The sequence below is a fragment of the uncultured Halomonas sp. genome (assembly GCF_947501415.1).
Classification (GTDB): Bacteria; Pseudomonadota; Gammaproteobacteria; order Pseudomonadales; family Halomonadaceae; genus Halomonas.
Map to the genome: position 1 here is coordinate 235,662 of NZ_CANMVL010000011.1, position 18,226 is coordinate 253,887.

Annotated in this window: 19 protein-coding genes; 11 read left to right on the plus strand and 8 right to left on the minus strand. The window is 57.1% G+C overall.

The window, feature by feature from the left end; genetic code table 11:
• The first annotated feature begins 15 nt into the window (after positions 1-15).
• The 5 genes from Q0894_RS09625 to Q0894_RS09645 all read left to right on the plus strand — a co-directional run bounded on the left by Q0894_RS09625 (position 16) and on the right by Q0894_RS09645 (position 6,413).
• Positions 16-1,353, plus strand: a complete 1,338-nt coding sequence (locus tag Q0894_RS09625) for an MFS transporter (protein WP_132043525.1) — start codon at positions 16-18, stop codon at positions 1,351-1,353.
• A 44-nt stretch (positions 1,354-1,397) separates the two neighbouring features.
• A complete protein-coding gene (gene phnX, locus Q0894_RS09630) occupies positions 1,398-2,225 on the plus strand; it encodes a phosphonoacetaldehyde hydrolase (RefSeq protein WP_132043527.1) in 828 nt (275 codons plus the stop codon).
• Between the two features lie 120 nt (positions 2,226-2,345).
• Positions 2,346-3,866, plus strand: coding sequence for an aldehyde dehydrogenase family protein (locus Q0894_RS09635; RefSeq protein ID WP_299234387.1), 1,521 nt, complete (start codon positions 2,346-2,348; stop codon positions 3,864-3,866).
• A gap of 154 nt (positions 3,867-4,020) precedes the next feature.
• On the plus strand, positions 4,021-5,412 hold the full coding sequence (locus Q0894_RS09640) for an FAD-dependent oxidoreductase (RefSeq protein WP_132041789.1): 1,392 nt from the start codon (positions 4,021-4,023) through the stop codon (positions 5,410-5,412).
• Positions 5,413-5,510: 98 nt separating this feature from the next.
• Positions 5,511-6,413 (plus strand): EamA family transporter, encoded by a 903-nt coding sequence (locus tag Q0894_RS09645; protein ID WP_299234392.1) that lies wholly within the window; start codon positions 5,511-5,513, stop codon positions 6,411-6,413.
• Between the two features lie 106 nt (positions 6,414-6,519).
• On the opposite strand, the gene Q0894_RS09650 is transcribed toward Q0894_RS09645, so the two are convergent.
• The 3 genes from Q0894_RS09650 to ribA form a co-directional block, all read right to left on the minus strand.
• The gene (locus Q0894_RS09650; protein ID WP_132041787.1) at positions 6,520-7,071 is read right to left on the minus strand and encodes a cysteine hydrolase family protein; all 552 of its coding nucleotides are present in this window, start codon (positions 7,069-7,071) and stop codon (positions 6,520-6,522) included.
• 138 nt (positions 7,072-7,209) lie between these two features.
• A complete protein-coding gene (locus Q0894_RS09655; protein WP_132041786.1) occupies positions 7,210-8,196 on the minus strand; it encodes a GlxA family transcriptional regulator in 987 nt (328 codons plus the stop codon).
• A gap of 146 nt (positions 8,197-8,342) precedes the next feature.
• Positions 8,343-8,978 carry a GTP cyclohydrolase II gene (gene ribA / locus Q0894_RS09660; RefSeq protein WP_299234395.1) on the minus strand — a complete coding sequence of 212 codons (636 nt, stop codon included), beginning with the start codon at positions 8,976-8,978 and terminating at the stop codon, positions 8,343-8,345.
• Between the two features lie 138 nt (positions 8,979-9,116).
• On the opposite strand from ribA, the gene hemE reads away from it, so the two are divergent.
• Together hemE and Q0894_RS09670 are read left to right on the plus strand one after the other, a co-directional pair.
• Positions 9,117-10,193: a uroporphyrinogen decarboxylase gene (gene hemE, locus Q0894_RS09665; RefSeq protein WP_195689666.1), complete on the plus strand. Its 1,077-nt coding sequence runs from the start codon at positions 9,117-9,119 to the stop codon at positions 10,191-10,193.
• Positions 10,186-10,578, plus strand: a complete 393-nt coding sequence (locus Q0894_RS09670; protein WP_299234401.1) for a VanZ family protein — start codon at positions 10,186-10,188, stop codon at positions 10,576-10,578. The genes hemE and Q0894_RS09670 overlap by 8 nt, the downstream gene beginning before the upstream one ends.
• A gap of 140 nt (positions 10,579-10,718) precedes the next feature.
• On the opposite strand, the gene Q0894_RS09675 is transcribed toward Q0894_RS09670, so the two are convergent.
• A complete protein-coding gene (locus Q0894_RS09675; RefSeq protein ID WP_299234404.1) occupies positions 10,719-11,186 on the minus strand; it encodes a hypothetical protein in 468 nt (155 codons plus the stop codon).
• A gap of 202 nt (positions 11,187-11,388) precedes the next feature.
• Here Q0894_RS09675 and Q0894_RS09680 point away from each other — a divergent pair, with 202 nt between their 5' ends.
• The gene (locus Q0894_RS09680; RefSeq protein WP_299234406.1) at positions 11,389-11,817 is read left to right on the plus strand and encodes a host attachment protein; all 429 of its coding nucleotides are present in this window, start codon (positions 11,389-11,391) and stop codon (positions 11,815-11,817) included.
• Positions 11,818-11,889: 72 nt separating this feature from the next.
• Here the strand turns inward: Q0894_RS09680 and Q0894_RS09685 are convergent, their stop codons facing one another.
• Complete coding sequence (locus Q0894_RS09685) at positions 11,890-12,816, minus strand: LysR family transcriptional regulator (RefSeq protein ID WP_299234409.1); 927 nt, start codon at positions 12,814-12,816, stop codon at positions 11,890-11,892.
• Between the two features lie 143 nt (positions 12,817-12,959).
• On the opposite strand from Q0894_RS09685, the gene Q0894_RS09690 reads away from it, so the two are divergent.
• Positions 12,960-13,736 (plus strand): ferredoxin--NADP reductase, encoded by a 777-nt coding sequence (locus Q0894_RS09690; RefSeq protein ID WP_132041779.1) that lies wholly within the window; start codon positions 12,960-12,962, stop codon positions 13,734-13,736.
• A 137-nt stretch (positions 13,737-13,873) separates the two neighbouring features.
• Here Q0894_RS09690 and glnK read toward each other — a convergent pair whose 3' ends face one another.
• The 3 genes from glnK to Q0894_RS09705 form a co-directional block, all read right to left on the minus strand.
• Positions 13,874-14,212, minus strand: a complete 339-nt coding sequence (glnK, locus tag Q0894_RS09695; RefSeq protein WP_023004277.1) for a P-II family nitrogen regulator — start codon at positions 14,210-14,212, stop codon at positions 13,874-13,876.
• Positions 14,213-14,355: 143 nt separating this feature from the next.
• Positions 14,356-15,606 carry an ammonium transporter gene (locus Q0894_RS09700; protein ID WP_161422854.1) on the minus strand — a complete coding sequence of 417 codons (1,251 nt, stop codon included), beginning with the start codon at positions 15,604-15,606 and terminating at the stop codon, positions 14,356-14,358.
• 78 nt (positions 15,607-15,684) lie between these two features.
• Positions 15,685-16,023: a P-II family nitrogen regulator gene (locus tag Q0894_RS09705; protein WP_132041777.1), complete on the minus strand. Its 339-nt coding sequence runs from the start codon at positions 16,021-16,023 to the stop codon at positions 15,685-15,687.
• Positions 16,024-16,292: 269 nt separating this feature from the next.
• Here Q0894_RS09705 and Q0894_RS09710 point away from each other — a divergent pair, with 269 nt between their 5' ends.
• Positions 16,293-16,652, plus strand: a complete 360-nt coding sequence (locus Q0894_RS09710; RefSeq protein ID WP_161422855.1) for an accessory factor UbiK family protein — start codon at positions 16,293-16,295, stop codon at positions 16,650-16,652.
• Between the two features lie 71 nt (positions 16,653-16,723).
• Positions 16,724-18,226: a YifB family Mg chelatase-like AAA ATPase gene (locus Q0894_RS09715; RefSeq protein WP_132041775.1), complete on the plus strand. Its 1,503-nt coding sequence runs from the start codon at positions 16,724-16,726 to the stop codon at positions 18,224-18,226.

Below are 18,226 nucleotides of genomic sequence, written 5' to 3' on the forward strand. Positions count from 1 at the left end.
GAGTGGTATATAACAATGAACAAATACCAATATAGAAAAACTCTTCTAGAAGAGGCAGTTAGCTCTATTGGAAGATGGAGGTGGCAGATTTTTGCAATCACCTGGATTGCTTATGCTGCCTTCTACTTTACAAGAAAAGCTTTTTCAATAGCAAAGCTTGGTATAGCGGATGATCCCACCTTTGAGTTAGAAAAATCGGTTATGGCGCAGCTGGATGCTACGTATCTAGCCGCTTATGCAGTAGGACAGTTTGCCTGGGGTATTCTGTCCGATCGATTTGGCCCACGTGTGGTTGTGTTGGGGGGACTGATTATATCTGCTGCTGCAGCATTTATAATGGGAACGTTTGCAACGGTACCAATCTTTGCTGCTTGCATGGTTGTTCAAGGGCTTGCTCAGTCAACTGGATGGTCGGGTCTTTGCAAGAATGTGGGTAGTTTTTTTGCCGTAAAAGAGCGTGGGCGAATCCTTGGATTATGGAGCTCCTGCTATGCTTTTGGAGGATTGGTAGCTTCTCCTTTTGCAGGCTACTGGGCATATACTGTTTTCGACTCATGGAAAGCAGCGTTTATTTCCAGCTCTATTTTTGTTGGGGTAATTGCACTGCTTTTCTTTATCTTTCAGAGGAATAAACCAAAAGACGTTGGCTTACCTCCGGTCGATCCGGAGGCCGAAGAAGAGCAGGAGCTGCTTCAAGAGGAAGGAGCGAGCTTTTTACAAAGCCTCTCTAAAACCCTGAGAAATAGAACGGTTGTTACTTTGGGTTTAGCTTATTTTCTACTAAAACCGGCACGCTATGCGATCCTGTTTTGGGGGCCTGTCATGGTCTATGAGAAAATGCCCGAAATTGGAAAGGTTGCAGCAGCTATTGTTCCAACCGCATTTGAAGTGGCAGGACTTTTTGGGCCAATCGTTGTAGGCTTTATTTCTGATAAATTGTTTAATGCCCGTCGGTTTCCTGCATGTACTGTCAGCCTAATAGTTCTATCAGGGCTTCTGATACTATTTGTCCCAGCCATGCAGACTGGAAGTGTTGCTGTTGTTGTCGCTTTACTATTTATGGTTGGCTTGACGTTATATGGGCCTGACTCGATGATCTGTGGGTCAGCTGCGATAGACTTTGGAAAGGGATCAGCTGCCACAGCTTCAGGGTTTGTAAACGGCTGCGGTTCTGTAGGAGCAGTAATGGGAGGATTGTTGCCTGGCTTCTTCGATACAGAAACTGTTTTCATGGTGTTTACAGGGACTGCAATTGTTGCAACTATCATTTTGTCAATGAACTGGAATGTTACGCCTGAGAGTGTCGAGAAAAAAAGGTTAAGCGACCTAGATAAATCAAAAGCTGTTGCATAGCTTTAGATTATTAATAGTTAATAAAATTCCCAGGAGGCAGTGAAATGAAATATCAAAACCCTAAGTCAGTTCAGGCCGTAGTCCTAGATTGGGCGGGAACTGTTGTTGATTTTGGATCATTCGCACCTACTCAGATTTTTGTGGAGGCTTTCTCAGAGTTTAATGTCGAGGTGACTTTGGAAGAGGCTCGTGGCCCTATGGGAATGGGGAAGTGGGATCATATTCGAACTCTGTGCAATGAAAATGCTATTGCTAATAGGTTCAAAGAAGAGTTTGGAAGGCTTCCTACTGATGAAGATGTGACTACGATTTATAATCGCTTCATGCCTCTTCAGATTAGTAAGATAGGGGAGCATTCAGAAATTATCCCTGGTGCACTAGACGTTATTAATGATCTTAGGAAGAACGGAGTTAAAATTGGTTCCTGCTCCGGATACCCTGCTGTTGTGATGGAAAAAGTGGTTGAGATGGCAAAGGAGAATAACTATGTGGCAGACTGTGTTGTTGCCACTGATGAGGTTCCTAACGGCAGGCCTTATCCAGCACAGTCGCTGTCTAACGTCATGCAGTTGGGTGTGAGTGATGTGGCGGCGTGTGTTAAAGTCGATGATACGACCCCCGGTATTCTAGAGGGCAGGAGCGCTGGGATGTGGACAGTGGCTCTCACCTGTTCAGGAAATGCGCTTGGTGTAACTTATGATGAGTATGTCAGCATGCCTAAAGATTTGCTGGCTAAAGAGAAAAAGCGGGTTGAAGAGCTTTTCAAAGACTCTCGGCCACATTACATGATTGAAACTATCAATGAGCTACCCGCTGTGATTGCAGACATAAATGCCAGGCTTGAAAAGGGAGAAATGCCACAGTCTTTCTGATGTATGAACGCGCGAGTAGATTGTGCTCGCGCATTCATTAGCGGTAGTGGTTTTAAAGACGCTAGCATTATTGTAAATATAAATATTTATTGTGAATAAACGACAACAAGAGAAACTACTATGATCTATTCCAATCCCGGCAGTACTGATTCCCCGGTATCCTTCGAGTCGCGCTACGGCAACTATATCGGTGGCGAGTTCGTTCCGCCGGTCAAGGGGCAGTACTTCGACAACGTCAGCCCGGTCAACGGCGAGGTGTTCTGCGAGATTCCCCGCTCCGGCGCCGAGGATATCGACAAGGCGCTGGATGCAGCGCATGCCGCGGCACCGGCCTGGGGCAAGACCTCCGCCGCGGAGCGCTCCAACATACTGCTCAGGATCGCCGACCGCATCGAGCAGAATATCGAGATGCTGGCGGTCGCCGAGACCTGGGACAACGGCAAGGCGGTGCGCGAGACGCTGAACGCCGACCTGCCGCTGGCCGTCGATCACTTCCGCTACTTCGCCGGCTGCATTCGTGCCCAGGAGGGCAGCGCCGCCGATATCGATGCCAATACCGTGGCCTATCACTTCCACGAGCCGCTGGGCGTGGTGGGGCAGATCATCCCCTGGAACTTCCCGCTGCTGATGGCCGTCTGGAAGCTGGCGCCGGCCCTGGCCGCTGGCAACTGCGTGGTGCTCAAGCCCGCCGAGCAGACGCCCGCCTCGATCCTCAAGTTGATGGAGGTGATCGGCGATCTGCTGCCCCCGGGCGTGGTCAATATCGTCAATGGCTATGGTGCCGAGGCTGGCCAGGCGCTTGCCACCAGCCAGCGCATCGCCAAGATCGCCTTCACCGGCTCGACCCCGGTAGGCGCGCATATCCTCAAGTGTGCCGCCGACAACATCATTCCCTCCACCGTGGAGCTGGGGGGCAAGTCGCCGAACATCTATTTCGCCGACATCATGAACGCCGAGCCAGCGTTCATCGACAAGGCCGCCGAGGGGCTGGTACTGGCCTTCTTCAACCAGGGTGAGGTGTGCACCTGTCCCTCCCGAGCCTTGATTCAGGAGTCCATGTATGACGCCTTCATGGCCAAGGTGATGGAGAAGGTCGGGCAGATCAAGCGCGGCAACCCGCTGGATACCGATGTCCAGGTGGGGGCCCAGGCGTCCCAGGAGCAGTTCGACAAGATCATGTCCTACATGGCTATCGCCCGCGAGGAGGGGGCGGAGGTGCTCACCGGCGGTGACAAGGCGAGCTTCGATCCGGCCTATGACAAGGGCTTCTATATCGAGCCGACGCTGCTAAAGGGCCACAACAAGATGCGCGTCTTCCAGGAGGAGATCTTCGGGCCGGTGGTGGCGGTGACCACCTTCAAGGATGAGGAGGAGGCGCTGGCGATCGCCAACGATACCGAGTTCGGCCTCGGTGCCGGCGTCTGGAGTCGCGACATCAATGTGGCCTTCCGCATGGGGCGTGGCATCCAGGCCGGCCGTGTGTGGACCAACTGCTACCACCAGTATCCGGCGCATGCGGCCTTCGGCGGCTACAAGAAGTCCGGTGTCGGTCGCGAGACCCACAAGGTGGCCCTCGAGCATTATCAGCAGACCAAGAATCTGTTGGTCAGCTATGACATCAATCCGCTGGGCTTCTTCTAAGGCTTAATGTTCTATATAAAAGCGATGGTAATTGAATAAAAGTTTAATGAAAAACTTCGGTTATCATCGCATATTTTAATATCATTTTCCTTGTGTTTGATCTGGCCTTTCAAGGTTTAATTTCTTGATGATAAGTTATGCGGAGGGAGCTTAAATGCGACCATATTGGATAAAGAAAGCTCTAGATGAAGAAGAGATTTTAGAATGCCCTCCGTTAGAGAATGATATTGAGGCCGACGTATGTATCGTTGGCGGGGGATACACTGGCCTATGGACGGCCATAATGATTAAAGAACAGTCGCCAGATGTTGATGTGGTGGTTGTTGAAGCCGATGTTTGTGGTGCTGGTGCTAGTGGGCGAAATGGTGGCTGTGCACTCACATGGTCAGCAAAATACTTTACTCTTGAAAAGCTATTTGGAGAAGAAGAGGCTGTACGGCTTGTAAAAGAGTCAGAGGAAAGTATTTATTCAATAGGTAAGTTTTGTGAAAAATATGAAATTGATGCTGATTTTTTGCTGGACGGGACTCTTTATACGGCAACTAATTCATCTCAGCTAGGAGCCAATGACAGTGTAATTTCTGCCCTTGAGAGCCAGGGGGTAAACTCATTTCGCAAACTTTCGCTTTCCGATGTTAAAAAGATGTCTGGGTCGGATAAAAATATAGAAGCATGGTACTCACCTGTTGCCGCGACTGTACAGCCAGGAAAGCTTGTTCGGGGGATGCGAAAAGTTGCCATTGAGTTAGGTGTCAAAATATTTGAAAGCACTCCCATGTTGAAGCTGGAAGAGGGTGTGCCAGCAACGGTTGTAACGCCTAGTGGAAATGTAAGGGCTGAAAAAATAGTTTTGGGCATCAACGCGTGGATGGCGCGTTCATTTCCTCGCTTCGAGCGTACGATCGCTATTGTCTCTAGTGACATGATTATTACTGAGTCCTGTCCAGAAGTTCTGGAAAAAATTGGATTAACAAGTGGGGTGAGCGTCCTGGATTCAAGAACATTTGTTCACTACTATCACAGAACACCAGATGGGAGGATTATGCTAGGAAAGGGGGGTAATACTTTTTCTTATGGAGGAAAGGTTTCTCCAGTTTTCGATAAGCCCTCTCCCTATAGAAATTATCTCCATAAAAGTCTTGTAAGCTTTTTCCCTGAGCTGAGTGGGGTAGAGATTGAAGCGTCTTGGAATGGTGCTTCAGATCGTTCAGTAACTGGGTTGCCATTCTTTGGAAAGCTAAATAATAGCAGTAATATTTTTTATGGATTTGGTTATTCTGGAAATGGAGTTGGACCATGCCATATGGGCGGTCAAATCCTATCGTCTTTAGTTTTAGGTTTGGATAATGATTGGGTGAAATCACCACTTGCTAGAGGACCTTTGGGTTACTTTCCGCCAGAACCTTTCCGTTATTTTGGATCATTGATGGTCCGAAATGCAATTAGGCGTAAAGAATACGCGGAAGATGTAGAGAGAAAGCCAAAATTCTATGATATACGATTATCAAAACTCGCCGCGGCAGCAGGTAAGTCGGATAAAAGTTAAAAAACTATTTATTAGAACAGGGGCTTGCAGCCCCTTTTTTATTTTTTTGGTTTGTCTTTAGATTTTTAATGAGAGCTCTCTTTTTCAAGAGGTGTAAGATGTCTTTAACTGCAATTATTATTGTTGTTATTTCCGCTGCACTTCATGCTGGGTGGAACGCTGTAGGAAAGTTTTATCAAGCATCTGGTACTGCTTTTCTACTCTCTGCAACCACAGCTGCTTCAGTGTTGTTTACACCTTATATAGTATGGTTTGGCACAAGGTTCCCTGTAGAAGAGATTTCCATCCAGTTTTGGTGGATTTTGGTTGTTAGTGGGCTGTGCCAAATGGTGTACTTAACGGGGATTGTGTACGCTTATAAAAATGCAGATGTGGGTATTGTCTATCCTCTGGCGCGTGGCTTTCCAGTTTTACTAGTTGGAGCTGCGATATTTCTTATGGGGTATTCTGTCAGCAGTAACCAGTGGATAGGTTTTTTTGTATTATTTATTGGCTGTATTTTTCTTCCTGTGACCAGTTTCAAAGAATTAAAGATTAGAGATTATTTGCAGCCAGGGATCCTTTGGGCTGGTTTTGCAGCACTTGGTACAGCAGGATATTCAGTTCTTGACAAAGAAGCTTTGAATATTTTAACTCATGCTATGGGACTGTATGTTTCGAATGAATATTCTGCCATTTACTATCTGGCATTGCAGTATTGGGCCATGTCAGTTCCGATTGCCTTATGGATGATTTGCACTCGTCAATACCAACAATTTGAAACAGCCTGGTCAATAAAAGGAGTTGCTTCAATAGCTGGAATCATGATGTCAACTACTTATGGGCTTGTATTAGTGGCAATGAGCTTTACTGAAAATGTTAGCTTGGTTGTTGCTCTACGGCAAGTTAGTATTATATTTGGACTTGTTATAGGTGTTTTTTGGCTAGGGGAGAGGTTTTATATCCCCAGATTTTTTGGTGCTTTATTTATTATTGTTGGGCTAATGGTTGCGCTAACTTGACTTTCTTAGGAGTTGAAAGCCCCCTGCTTTCATCATGTTATATTGCTATGAAAAATTAAGAGGGCTTGCAGATAATCGGGTTTAAGATGGAGGATGTCAGAGCTAACTATTTCGTACCCAAGTATGATTCCGTTGAAGTCACGGTGCCATAGCCGAACTCAAATGCCGCCATCGTTGCCGCTTGCACCTGCGCCGCAGGTACAGTCACGCCGTTGAAATCTAGGTCCAGCGTAGTGCAAGCGTCGTGTAGCACTGTGACTGGGTAACCCATATCAACTGCAGCGCGCACGCAGGCATCGATACACATGTGACTCATAGCACCCACAATGACTAGTTCTTCAACACCGTGAGCATCGAGCTGCTGCTTGAGGTCTGTACCGCGAAATGCGTTGATGTGGTTTTTGACGATGACTGTCTCATTATCGGCTGGAAGAAGATTAGGTTGTATTTCTACGCCCTCTGTGCCTGGTACAAATGCCGGCGCTTCACCATTGGCGAATTCATGTCGAATGTGAATAATGGGGATGTTTTTATCTCTAGCATCGAAAAGAACCTTGGCTGCGTTGTCTGCTACAGTCTCGATGTTATTCAGGGGTAGCTTACCGGTTGGAAGATACTCTTTCTGCAGGTCAATGATGATCAAACCAAGATTTTTCAAGGTGCAACTCCATCGATGGATTGGGAGATGTTATGTTTGCCTATGTGTGGCATGAGGGGAAGTGGCGGAAACGACATTTTTGGTGTCAATGACGCCATCAGTTGTTGCCAAACTGAAGTGGAATAGACCTGGTTTTTATTATTCGCTCTGAATTTTTGTGAAAAAGCGTTGCCGATACGCACTAGGTGACAGGCCTACAATGCGTGTAAAGATCTTACGGAAGGCACCAGTATCGTTATAACCGACTTGCCATGCTATTTTTTCAATAGTTGTTTTTTCGAATTGTAATAACTCACGGGCTTGGCCTATGCGTAGTTGTTGGCAGTACTCTGTCGTTGTCATGCCTGTGGCCTTTCGGAAGCGGCGCATGAAGGTGCGCTCTTCCAAGCCTGCCCGTGCTGCCAAGGAGGGTAATACCACGCTCTTGGCTTGGGTTGCCTGTAGCCAGTGTTGCACTTTGAGTATCGCACTATCTCCATGGGTCAAACGAGGCGAAAAGGCGCTATAGTAGCGCTGCTCCCGACCGGGAGGGTCTACAACTAACATACGCGACATCTCGACCATTACAGTTGGACCCAGTAAGCGATCCACCAGCTTTAATCCTAAGTCTGTCCAAGCCATAAGGCCACCAGCAGTAATGACGTCCCCGTCATCAATAAGTAACTGGTCGGCGTCTACATGTATATTGGTGTGGCGAAGCTGAAGTAAATCGGCATAAGTCCAGTGGGTTGTCATTCTGCGGCCGGCCATTATACCTGTTGCGGCTAGCGGGAAGGCTCCGGCGCACACGGACCCCAGTACGGCTCCGTCTGCATGCCGTTGGTGAAGCCACTTCGAAAGAGCCGACGCTTTATCCTCTTTGTGTGGCTCGTTCAGGGTGGGTGGTAGGATTAACGCTGATAACACGGAGGGCGCGCCTGGGGCGCTATTAAAAATGCACACGGGTGGAGTATCTGCAGCACTTTGTTGCCAATGTGTGACCAGTAATGGGGGAGCGGGGCTCTGAAGACGCGATGATGCCATACGGCTAGCGACACAAAAGAGGTCGGTCAGGCCTAACACAGCTGCTTGTTGCACTCCAGGATATAGCACCAAACCTATTTCGAGCGTCTGCGCTTTATCCATTTGGCTCAACGCCCCTTTTCGAAGAAGATAACGGCATTTTCATTTTTTCTGGGTTGTATAAAGCTAAACTCGCAGAAGTGAATTAATAATGACTTAGTCCTCCACATCCTCAAGGCACTTATAGTAACTTCGAGGATGGAGTAGTGTCATGGTTTCTGCTTGTTACTGGTCTCCTCGACCGGGGTAAAGTCGCCCAGCGCCATCATGTGTCCCAGCTTGCCGGCCTTGGTGGAGAGGTAGTGCTCGTTGTGGGGGTTGAGGCCGGTGGTCAGCGGCACCCGCTCCGCGACGCTGATGCCGGCACGGCTCAGGGCGTCTACCTTGCGAGGGTTGTTGGTCATCAGGCGCAGGGCGGCGATGCCCAGGTGTTCGAGCATCGGCACGCAGAGGTCATAGCGGCGCAGGTCGGCGGCGAAGCCCAGCCGCTCGTTGGCTTCCACGGTATCGGCCCCCTGGTCCTGCAGGTGGTAGGCACGAATCTTGTTGAGCAGCCCGATGCCTCGCCCTTCCTGGCGCAGGTAGAACAGCACCCCGCGTCCCTCCTCGGCGATCCGCTTGAGCGCTTCCTGCAACTGGTAGCCGCAGTCGCAGCGCATCGAGAAGAGCGCGTCCCCGGTCAGGCACTCCGAGTGCACCCGGCCCAGCACCGGCTCGCCATCGGCCACGTCACCCAGTGTCAGGGCGATATGATCCTTGCCGGTGGCCTCGTCTTCGAAACCGTGCATGGTGAAGGTCGCCCAGGGGGTGGGCAGCCGGGAGGCGGCGATAAAGCGAATCGTCACGGGTTACCTCGTTCTCAGGCCGCGGGCGGCGCCGCTGGAGTAGGACGCCATTCTATCAGGAAGGCGAGCGAGGCTCACGACCGGAGCGCATGGATCGGGTACAATGCAGAATACATTTCATCGTGGATGACCCTCTGCATGGAACTCAAGAACGATCGCTTTCTGCGCGCCCTGGCGCGTCAGCCGGTGGACCGCACTCCGGTCTGGATGATGCGTCAGGCAGGCCGCTACCTGCCGGAGTACCGCGCCGCCCGCGCCGATGCCGGCAGCTTCATGGATCTGTGTCGCAATCAGGACCTGGCCTGTGAGGTCACCCTGCAGCCGCTGGAGCGCTTCCCGCTGGATGCCGCGATCCTCTTCTCGGACATTCTCACGATTCCCGATGCCATGGGGCTGGGGCTCTACTTCGAGACGGGCGAGGGGCCCAAGTTCCGCAAGCCGGTACGCACCGCCGAAGAGGTGGCGGCGCTCAGCGCGCCCGACGCCGAGCGCGATCTCGACTACGTGATGCGGGCGGTCTCCACCATCCGTCGCGAGCTGAACGGGCGGGTACCGCTGATCGGCTTCTCCGGCAGTCCCTGGACGCTGGCGACCTATATGGTCGAAGGCAGTTCCAGCAAGGACTTCCGCCACGTCAAGACCATGCTCTATGACACGCCCAGCGTGATGCATGATCTGCTCGATACCCTGGCCACGGCCGTGACCGATTACCTCAACGCCCAGATCCGCGCGGGTGCACAGGCGGTGCAGATCTTCGATACCTGGGGGGGTGTCCTCACCACGCCGGCCTATCTGGAGTTCTCGCTGCGCTACATGGAGCAGATCGTCGCCGGTCTGATCCGTGAGCATGAGGGGCGTCGCGTGCCGGTGATCCTGTTTACCAAGAACGGCGGCCACTGGCTCGAGGAGATCGTTCAGGCCGGTTCCGATGCAGTGGGTCTGGACTGGAGCACCGAACTCTCCAGCGCCCGCGCTCGGGTGGGCGACAAGGTGGCCCTGCAGGGCAATCTCGACCCCAACGTGCTGTTCGCTCGCCCGTCGGCGATTCGTGCTGAAGTCGGCCGTATCCTGGAGAGCTACGGTGAAGGTCCCGGACATGTCTTCAATCTTGGGCACGGTATCAGTCAGTTCACCAACCCGGATAACGTCACCGCCTTCATGGAGGCGTTGCACGACCTGAGCCCGGCCTATCACCGCAATATCTCCCATGGCTGAATGGGCGGGGCTTGCTGGCCTGAGACGATTGCACGACCGGCGCCGCCTATGGGCGGCGCTGGCCGTTGTGGGGGCGCTGATTATCGTCATCGGTAGTCTGACCCCGGGTAACGAGATGCCAAGGCAATTGCCCTGGGACAAGCTCAATCACTTCATCGGCTATGCTGGTCTGGCGGGGCTGCTCGGTCTAGCCGGCGTGCGCCTGCCAATTACCCTGCTGCTCGTCGTCGGCTTCGGAGGCATCATCGAGTTCGCCCAGCTTCTGGTGCCGGGGCGTAGTGGTGGCGACTGGGCCGACATCCTCGCCAATGGTCTCGGTGCCGCAACGGCCGTGCTGCTGCTGGCCGGCCTGCGCTGGCTGCTGTGCATCGCACGGCCAGATTGATGAGACAGTAAAGAGATCTTGGTCGAGGTTGACGGGTCGCAGGGTCAGCGGTGCGATGGTGCCCCTGGGGGAGCCTCATAAAGGCATGTCATAAAGGCATGTCATAAAGGCATGTCATAAAGGCACGTCATAAAGGCACGTCATGAAGGCTCGTCATGAGGAGTGTCGGTGGAGTCCGGGGTGGGCTTGCGGCCGCTGCGGGAGCGTAGTGGCTCGGCGGGCCGGGTTACCCGGGGGCTGCCTACCGCATCGTCCGTGGCGGTCAGGGGACGCGCCTCGCTGGTCCAGGCGGACTGAGGATCATGTACCGCCGGGCGGCGTTCCCAGGAGCGGGTGATGACCGGGCCGGCGCGGAGCTGGCCGGCCAGATGATGGGGCAGCAGCGAGAGCTCGGCCACCAGGCGCAGCAGCATGGCGGCCAGCAGCCAGAGGCCGGCGCCCATTGCCAGGACGGGCCAGCCCTCCTGCCAGGTCGTGGCGGCCAGCCAAGGGGTGCGGGGGGCGAGCCACAGCCCTGCACCGAGGGCCAGACCGCCCTGCAGCAGCAGATGACAGGTGAGCAGGGTGCCGCGGGATAGTGGGCGGCGGGGAAACAGTAGCTGACGCATCGGGGCCTCCCGGGCCACATCGTGGCGATAAGTGTGCCGGCATCCTGCCGGTCAGTGGAAATGCTACCCCAGAACAGACGCCGCTGCAGTTGTCGCCAATTACCGTCGGTGCGGGTTGACCCGCGTCAAGGCGCTTGCCATTGTTGATCCAGAGCGGTCGGCGTGGCGCCGGCCGTCGTTCCACCGGTATCAAGGAGTGACTATGACAACTTATATCGTGGTGGCGGATGCGGCGCGGGCACGAATCTTCACTCGTGACGCGCTCAAGCTGGTCGAGCAGGAGAGCCTGGTGCATGCGGCGAACCGACTGCATGAAGGAGACCTGGTCACCGATCGCGGCGCCGACGTGCATGAGTCGACGTCGACCAGTTCGCGCTCTTCCGGTGGTGAGAGCGCGGCGCGCACCCATGAAGAGCAGGTGTTCGCCAAGCAGGTTGCCGAACGGCTCTATCGGGCACGCGTCGACAACAGCCTGGAGAAGCTGATTCTGGTGGCCCCGGCCCGCTTTCTCGGTCAATTACGTGACAAGCTCGACGCTCCCACCGCGAAGTTGGTGATTCACTCCCTGACCAAGGATCTCACCAAGGCGAACCTGGAGGATATTCAAGAAGCGGTCAGCGATATGCGCTGATCACTCGACTGATCCTCAGGTGTATTCATCGGGCCCGGCACTGCCGGGCCCGATGTTGTTGAAATGCAGCGTTCAGGGCACCTTCGGCAGGTCAATCTGGTCGCTGCGGGTGGCGCCCTCGGTCATCTGTCGGCATAGCTTGAGAAACTCACGCATGCCGGAGGCGAGATACTTGTGGCGGTGCCAGATGAAGGTGAACTGACGGCTAAGGTCCAGCTCCGGCGTGGCGATGGGCACCAGGCTGCCGCGCCGGAAGGCATCACGCAGTGCGAGCCGGGAGACACAGCCGATGCCCAGGCCTGACTCCACCGCGCGCTTGATCCCCTCGGTGTGCTCAAGTTCCAGCAGCACATTGAAGCGACTGCGCCGATGACGGGCCGCCTGCTCCAGGGTCAGACGCGTCCCCGACCCCTCTTCGCGCATGATCCAGGCCTCGTGCAGTAGTCGCCCCAGCTCCACCTCTCCGGCCGTTGCGAGAGGGTGACGGGGCGAACAGAACACCACCAGTTCATCCTCCACCCAGGGCTGGGAGATCACGTCCTCCTCTTCGCACTGGCCCTCGATCAAGCCCAGGTCCAACCGATGGTGGCGCACGCTATCGACGATGGTGCGGGTGTTGCGCACCGCCAGGCGGACCCGACTACCGGGATGGCGTTGCATGAAATCACTGATCAGCAGGGTGGCCAGGTAGTTGCCGATGGTCAGGGTGGCACCCACATCGAGCACACCAATGCCCTGCTGACCATGGAGCAGCTCCTCGACCTCCTCGGCGCGATCCAGCAGCGCTACCGCCTTGGGCAGCAGCTGAAAGCCCAGGGCGTTGAGGCGCAGGCGCTTACCGTGGCGATCCAGCAACTGGCAGTCGAATTGCTTTTCCAGCTCGGCGAGGGCGCTGCTGGCAGCAGACTGGGAGAGCGCCAGGGCACGAGCCGCTCGGGACACGCTCTCGTGCTGGGCCACCGCGACGAAGACCTCCAGCTGGCGCAGGGTAAAACGCATGGGCAAGCTCCGATGGTCTATATCAATATTGCAAATAAAGGTTATCCATACAATCCATTTAACAGATAACGCCTCCTGTCTTAGAATTCAAACCAAATCTTTATCAATCTTTTATTCTTTTTTGGAATACTAAAGGAGGCGGTATGAGCAAGTTTGCCCTCGAAGAGGTTCTCAGCGTCCATCACTGGAACGATACCCTGTTCAGCTTTCGCACCACCCGCGAGCGCAGTTTGCGTTTCAAGAATGGTCAGTTCGTGATGATTGGGCTGGAAGTGAGCGGCAAACCCCTGATGCGCGCCTACTCGATCGCCAGCCCTAATTACGAGGATCATCTGGAGTTCTTCAGCATCAAGGTGCCCGATGGCCCCCTTACCTCGCGACTCCAGCATCTCGCCGTGGGCGACCAGATCATGGTGAGCCGCAAGCCCACCGGCACCCTGGTCACCGATGACCTGCTGCCCGGACGCAATCTCTACCTGCTCTCCACCGGCACCGGCCTGGCTCCGTTCATGAGCCTGATCCAGGACCCGGAGGTCTACGAACGCTTCGAGAAGGTGGTGCTGGTGCATGGCGTGCGCAACGTCAGCGAGCTGGCCTATGCCGACTTTATCCAGCAGGAGCTGCCGGCTCATGAATATCTGGGTGAGGAGATCAGCGAAAAGCTTGTCTACTATCCGACGGTGACCCGTGAAACGTTCCATACCATGGGCCGGCTGACCGATCATATCCGCAGTGGCAAGCTCGCCGAGGATACCGGCCTGCCGGCACTGGATCCCAAGCAGGATCGCGCCATGATCTGCGGCAGCCCCTCGATGCTGGAGAGCACCAGCGAACTGCTCGACGAGCTGGGCTTCAAGATCTCACCGCGCATGGGGGAGCCCGGTGACTACGTGATCGAGCGGGCGTTTGTCGAGAAGTAAGCCGAAAGCTGGAAGAGCGGCGCTTCGCGCCTGGAAGCTGGAAGAAAAGCCGCCCCCGTGGCTCTTGCCACGGGGGCGGTGTCGTTAAGTCTGGCTTCGAGCTTCGAGCTTCGAGCTTCGAGCTTCGAGCTTCGGGCCTAGACCGCGTCCTTGCCGGTTTCGCCGGTGCGGATCCGGATCACCTGCTCCAGCGGTGTCACGAAGATCTTGCCGTCACCGATCTTGCCGGTATTCGCGACACTGGTGATGGCGTCGATCACCTTCTCGGCCATCTCGTCATCCACGGCGACCTCGAGCTTGACCTTGGGCAGGAAGTCCACCACGTACTCGGCGCCACGGTAGAGTTCGGTATGACCCTTCTGACGGCCGAAGCCCTTCACCTCGGTGACGGTGATGCCCTGTACGCCGATCTCCGAGAGGGACTCCCTGACGTCATCGAGCTTGAAGGGTTTGATGATGGCGGTCACCAGTTTCATGATTGGTTCCTCGTCGGTTCCTGGGCGGACGTGCCGCCGTCGATAGGCGGGTTGCTTCTAGGATACACGCCGCCGGCGGGGAAGAAAAAAAGCCCCCATTCGGGGGCAAGTGGAGCACGCCTGCTCACTTCGGTGCATGGCCTTCACTGCTTGGCCACGCTGAACTCGGGGTAGGCCTCCATGCCGCATTCGGCCAGGTCGACACCCGCATACTCCTCCTCCTCGCTGACCCGGATGCCGATCAGCGCCTTGAGGAGGCTCCAGACCCCCAGGCTGGTCAGGAAGACCCAGGCGAAGATCCCGACGATGCCGAGCAGCTGGGCGCCGATGCTGGCCCCGCCATTGCTGAGCGGCACCGCCAGCAGGCCCCAGATGCCGACCACCCCATGCACCGAGATGGCACCGACCGGGTCATCTATCTTCAGCTTGTCGAGGGCCACGATGGCGGCGATCACGATGGCCCCACCCACGGCGCCGATCAGGGCGGCGCCCGGTGCGGTGGGAGCCAGGGGTTCGGCAGTGATGGCCACCAGGCCGGCCAGGGCACCATTGAGGGTCATGGTCAGGTCGGCCTTGCGGAACCATAGCTTGGCCACGATCAGGGCGGCGATGACCCCGCCGGCAGCGGCGGCGTTGGTGTTGACCAGCACCTGGGCGACGTTGTTGGCGGAGGCCACGTCGGAGATCTTCAGCTCCGAGCCACCGTTGAAGCCGAACCAGCCCATCCACAGGATGAAGGTACCCAGGGTGGCCAGCGGCAGGTTGGCGCCGGGAATGGCGTAGACGCTGCCGTCCCTGCCGTACTTGCCCTTGCGCGGGCCGAGCACCAGAACACCGGCCAGGGCCGCCGCCGCACCGGCCATATGCACGATGCCGGAGCCGGCGTAGTCGGAGAAGCCGGCGGCGGAGAGCCAGCCACCGCCCCAGGTCCAGTAGCCCGAGACCGGATAGATCAGGCCGGTCATCACCACGGCGAAGGCCAGGAAGGCCCATAGCTTCATGCGCTCGGCCACGGCGCCGGAGACGATCGACATGGCGGTGGCCACGAATACCACCTGGAAGAAATAGTCGGCGCGCATGGCGTAGTAGGGGGCGTCATCGCCGCCGGCTAGCACGGCATCCACGCCGTTCTCACTGCCCAGCAGTCCACCGATGCTGGGAAGAATGCCGCCATCGGGGCTTGCGTACATGATGTGATAGCCCACCAGCAGATACAGGGTGCAGGCGATGGCAAACAGGGCGATGTTCTTGGTAAGGATCTCGGCGGTGTTCTTGGCGCGCACAAGACCCGCCTCGAGCATGGCGAAACCGGCGGCCATCCACATCACCAGCACGCCGCAGATCAGGAAGTAGAAGGTATCGAGCGCATAGCTCAGTTCGATCAGGTCACTCATGGGGCTTTCTCCAGACAGTTAAGCCGCAGGCGCCTCCAGGCAGGTAAGTGGCAGGCGACTTCAGGTGGGTCGCGGCGATCAGACGGCATCGGTGCCGCGTTCGCCGGTGCGGATGCGGATCACCTCCTCGAGGGCGGTGACGAACACCTTGCCGTCGCCGATCTTGCCGCTGCCGGCGGCGGTACAGATGGCGTCGAGCACGTCCTCCAGACGCTCGTCTTCCACGGCGATCTCGAGCTTCACCTTGGGCAGGAAGTCGACAACATACTCGGCGCCGCGATAGAGCTCGGTATGCCCCTTCTGGCGTCCGAAGCCCTTGACCTCGGTAACGGTAATGCCCTGCACGCCGTTGTCGGCGAGTGCTTCGCGGACGTCGTCCAGCTTGAAGGGCTTGATGATCGCGCTGATCAGCTTCATGGCCTGTCTCCTCGTTGGCGATGAGAGGCGACCCGATGGGGTGGCTGATCAGCACCATGCGCATGGCATGCCAGCGAACATTTAATCCATTCAATATCAATAGATTGTGTTACCGCTCTCGACCGCGAGCGGCACCTTGTCAGGCCGTCTAACAGGCCCATGCTCTGTGATGGTGCCGAGGCTCATGCCATATGCCCTGCAAGAGGGCATGCGTCCCGGAGGTGCCACGCGTATCCTGTAGGCCATCATTCCCAATCAGGAGAATCACCATGGTGACCCACGACAGAATCGGCCGGCTGGCCCAGCAGATCGGCGAGCGTCTGCAGGGGGCTTCCCAGGCGCCCGAAGAGGTGCAGAAAGGTGTCCAGCAGGTGGTGAGGGGCGCCTTCGACCGTCTGGAGCTGGTCTCACGCGAGGACTTCGACATCCTGATGGACGTGCTGCAGCGCACCCGAGCCAGGGTCGAGTCGCTGGAGCAGCAGGTGGCGGCCTTGGAGGCACTGGTGGAGGCCCAGGCCGGCGGTGATACCGTCTCCCGTGATGCCGGTGCCGCCGACAAGCCCCAGCCCACTGCTACGGACAAGGCGTCGACCCCTCCTGAAGAAGGCGCCGGCGAAGCGGGACGCTGAGACGCGCGTTCCCTCGCTGGCCCTCGCTGGCTAGGCTAGCCTGAAGGCATTCCATTCGCGAGGGAGCGCCCATGACGCTGGCGATCGTGCACACCCGGGCCGGCCTCGGTCTTGAGGCACCCGAGGTGCAGGTGGAAGTGCACCTCTCCAACGGCCTGCCCAGCATGACGCTGGTCGGCCTGCCGGAGACGGCGGTGAAGGAGAGCCGGGAGCGGGTGCGCAGCGCCCTGGTCAATGCCGGCTTCGAATACCCGCTGCGGCGTATCACCCTCAACCTGGCTCCCGCCGACCTGCCCAAGGAGGGTGGTCGCTTCGATCTGCCCATCGCCCTGGGGCTGCTGCTCGCCTCGGGACAGCTGCCTCCCGCCTGTCTGGAGAACACCGAGAGCGTCGGCGAGCTGGCGCTGGACGGTGCACTTCGCCGTGTGGAGGGGGTGTTGCCGCTGGCCCTGGCGGCGCGTCGTGCGGGGCGGAGGCTGATCGTGCCATGGGCCAATGCCGATGAGGCGGCGCTGGCCGGTGAGCTTGAGGTACTGCCCGCCGATCATCTGCTCGAGGTGGTGGCCCACCTGCTGGGCCAGACTCCGATCACGCCCCATCGCTTGATGCGCCCGCCCGAGGCGACACGGCCGCTGCCCGACCTGGCCGAGGTACGCGGACAGTTTCAGGCCCGCCGCGCCCTGGAGGTGGCCGCCGCCGGCGGCCACAACCTGCTCTTCGCCGGCCCGCCCGGAACCGGCAAGACCATGCTGGCCAGTCGCCTGCCGGGCATCCTGCCGCCGCTGACTGACGAGGAGGCGCTGGAGGTGGCGGCGGTACGCTCGGTCAGCGGGCTGCCGCTGCGCGCCGAGTGGGGCCGTCGGCCCTTCCGCTCGCCGCATCATACCGCCAGCGCCGTGGCGCTGGTGGGCGGCGGTACGAGGCCGCGCCCCGGCGAGATCTCCCTGGCCCACCACGGCGTGCTGTTCCTCGATGAGCTACCGGAGTTTCCGCGTCATGTGCTGGAGGTGATGCGCGAACCCATGGAGTCGGGGCGTATCCATATCGCTCGGGCCAGCCACGAGCGCCGCTATCCGGCGCGCTTCCAGCTGGTGGCGGCGATGAATCCCTGCCCCTGTGGTCACCTGGGCGATCCGCGCCAGGCCTGTCACTGCACGGCGGCACAGATCCAGCGCTACCAGTCGCGCCTCTCGGGTCCACTGCTCGATCGTATCGACCTACAGGTGGAGGTGCCGGCGCTGCCGCCGGAGCAGTTGACCGCCAACCAGGCCGGCGAGGACTCCGCGACGGTCCGCCGGCGGGTGCTGGCCGCGCGCGAATGCCAGCTGGCGCGGGGTGCGCTCAATGCTCATCTGGCCGGGCGTGAACTGGAGGCGGCCTGTGGCCTCTCGGCGGCCGATCGCGCCTGGCTGGCCGAGGTGCTGGAACGGCTACGGCTCTCGGCGCGGGCCTACCATCGTGTGTTGCGGGTGGCCCTGACCCTGGCCGACCTGGCGGGGGCGTCAGCGCCGGAGCGTGAGCAGCTGATCGAGGCTGTGGGGTATCGCCAGCTCGATCGACTGCTGAAGGGGTGA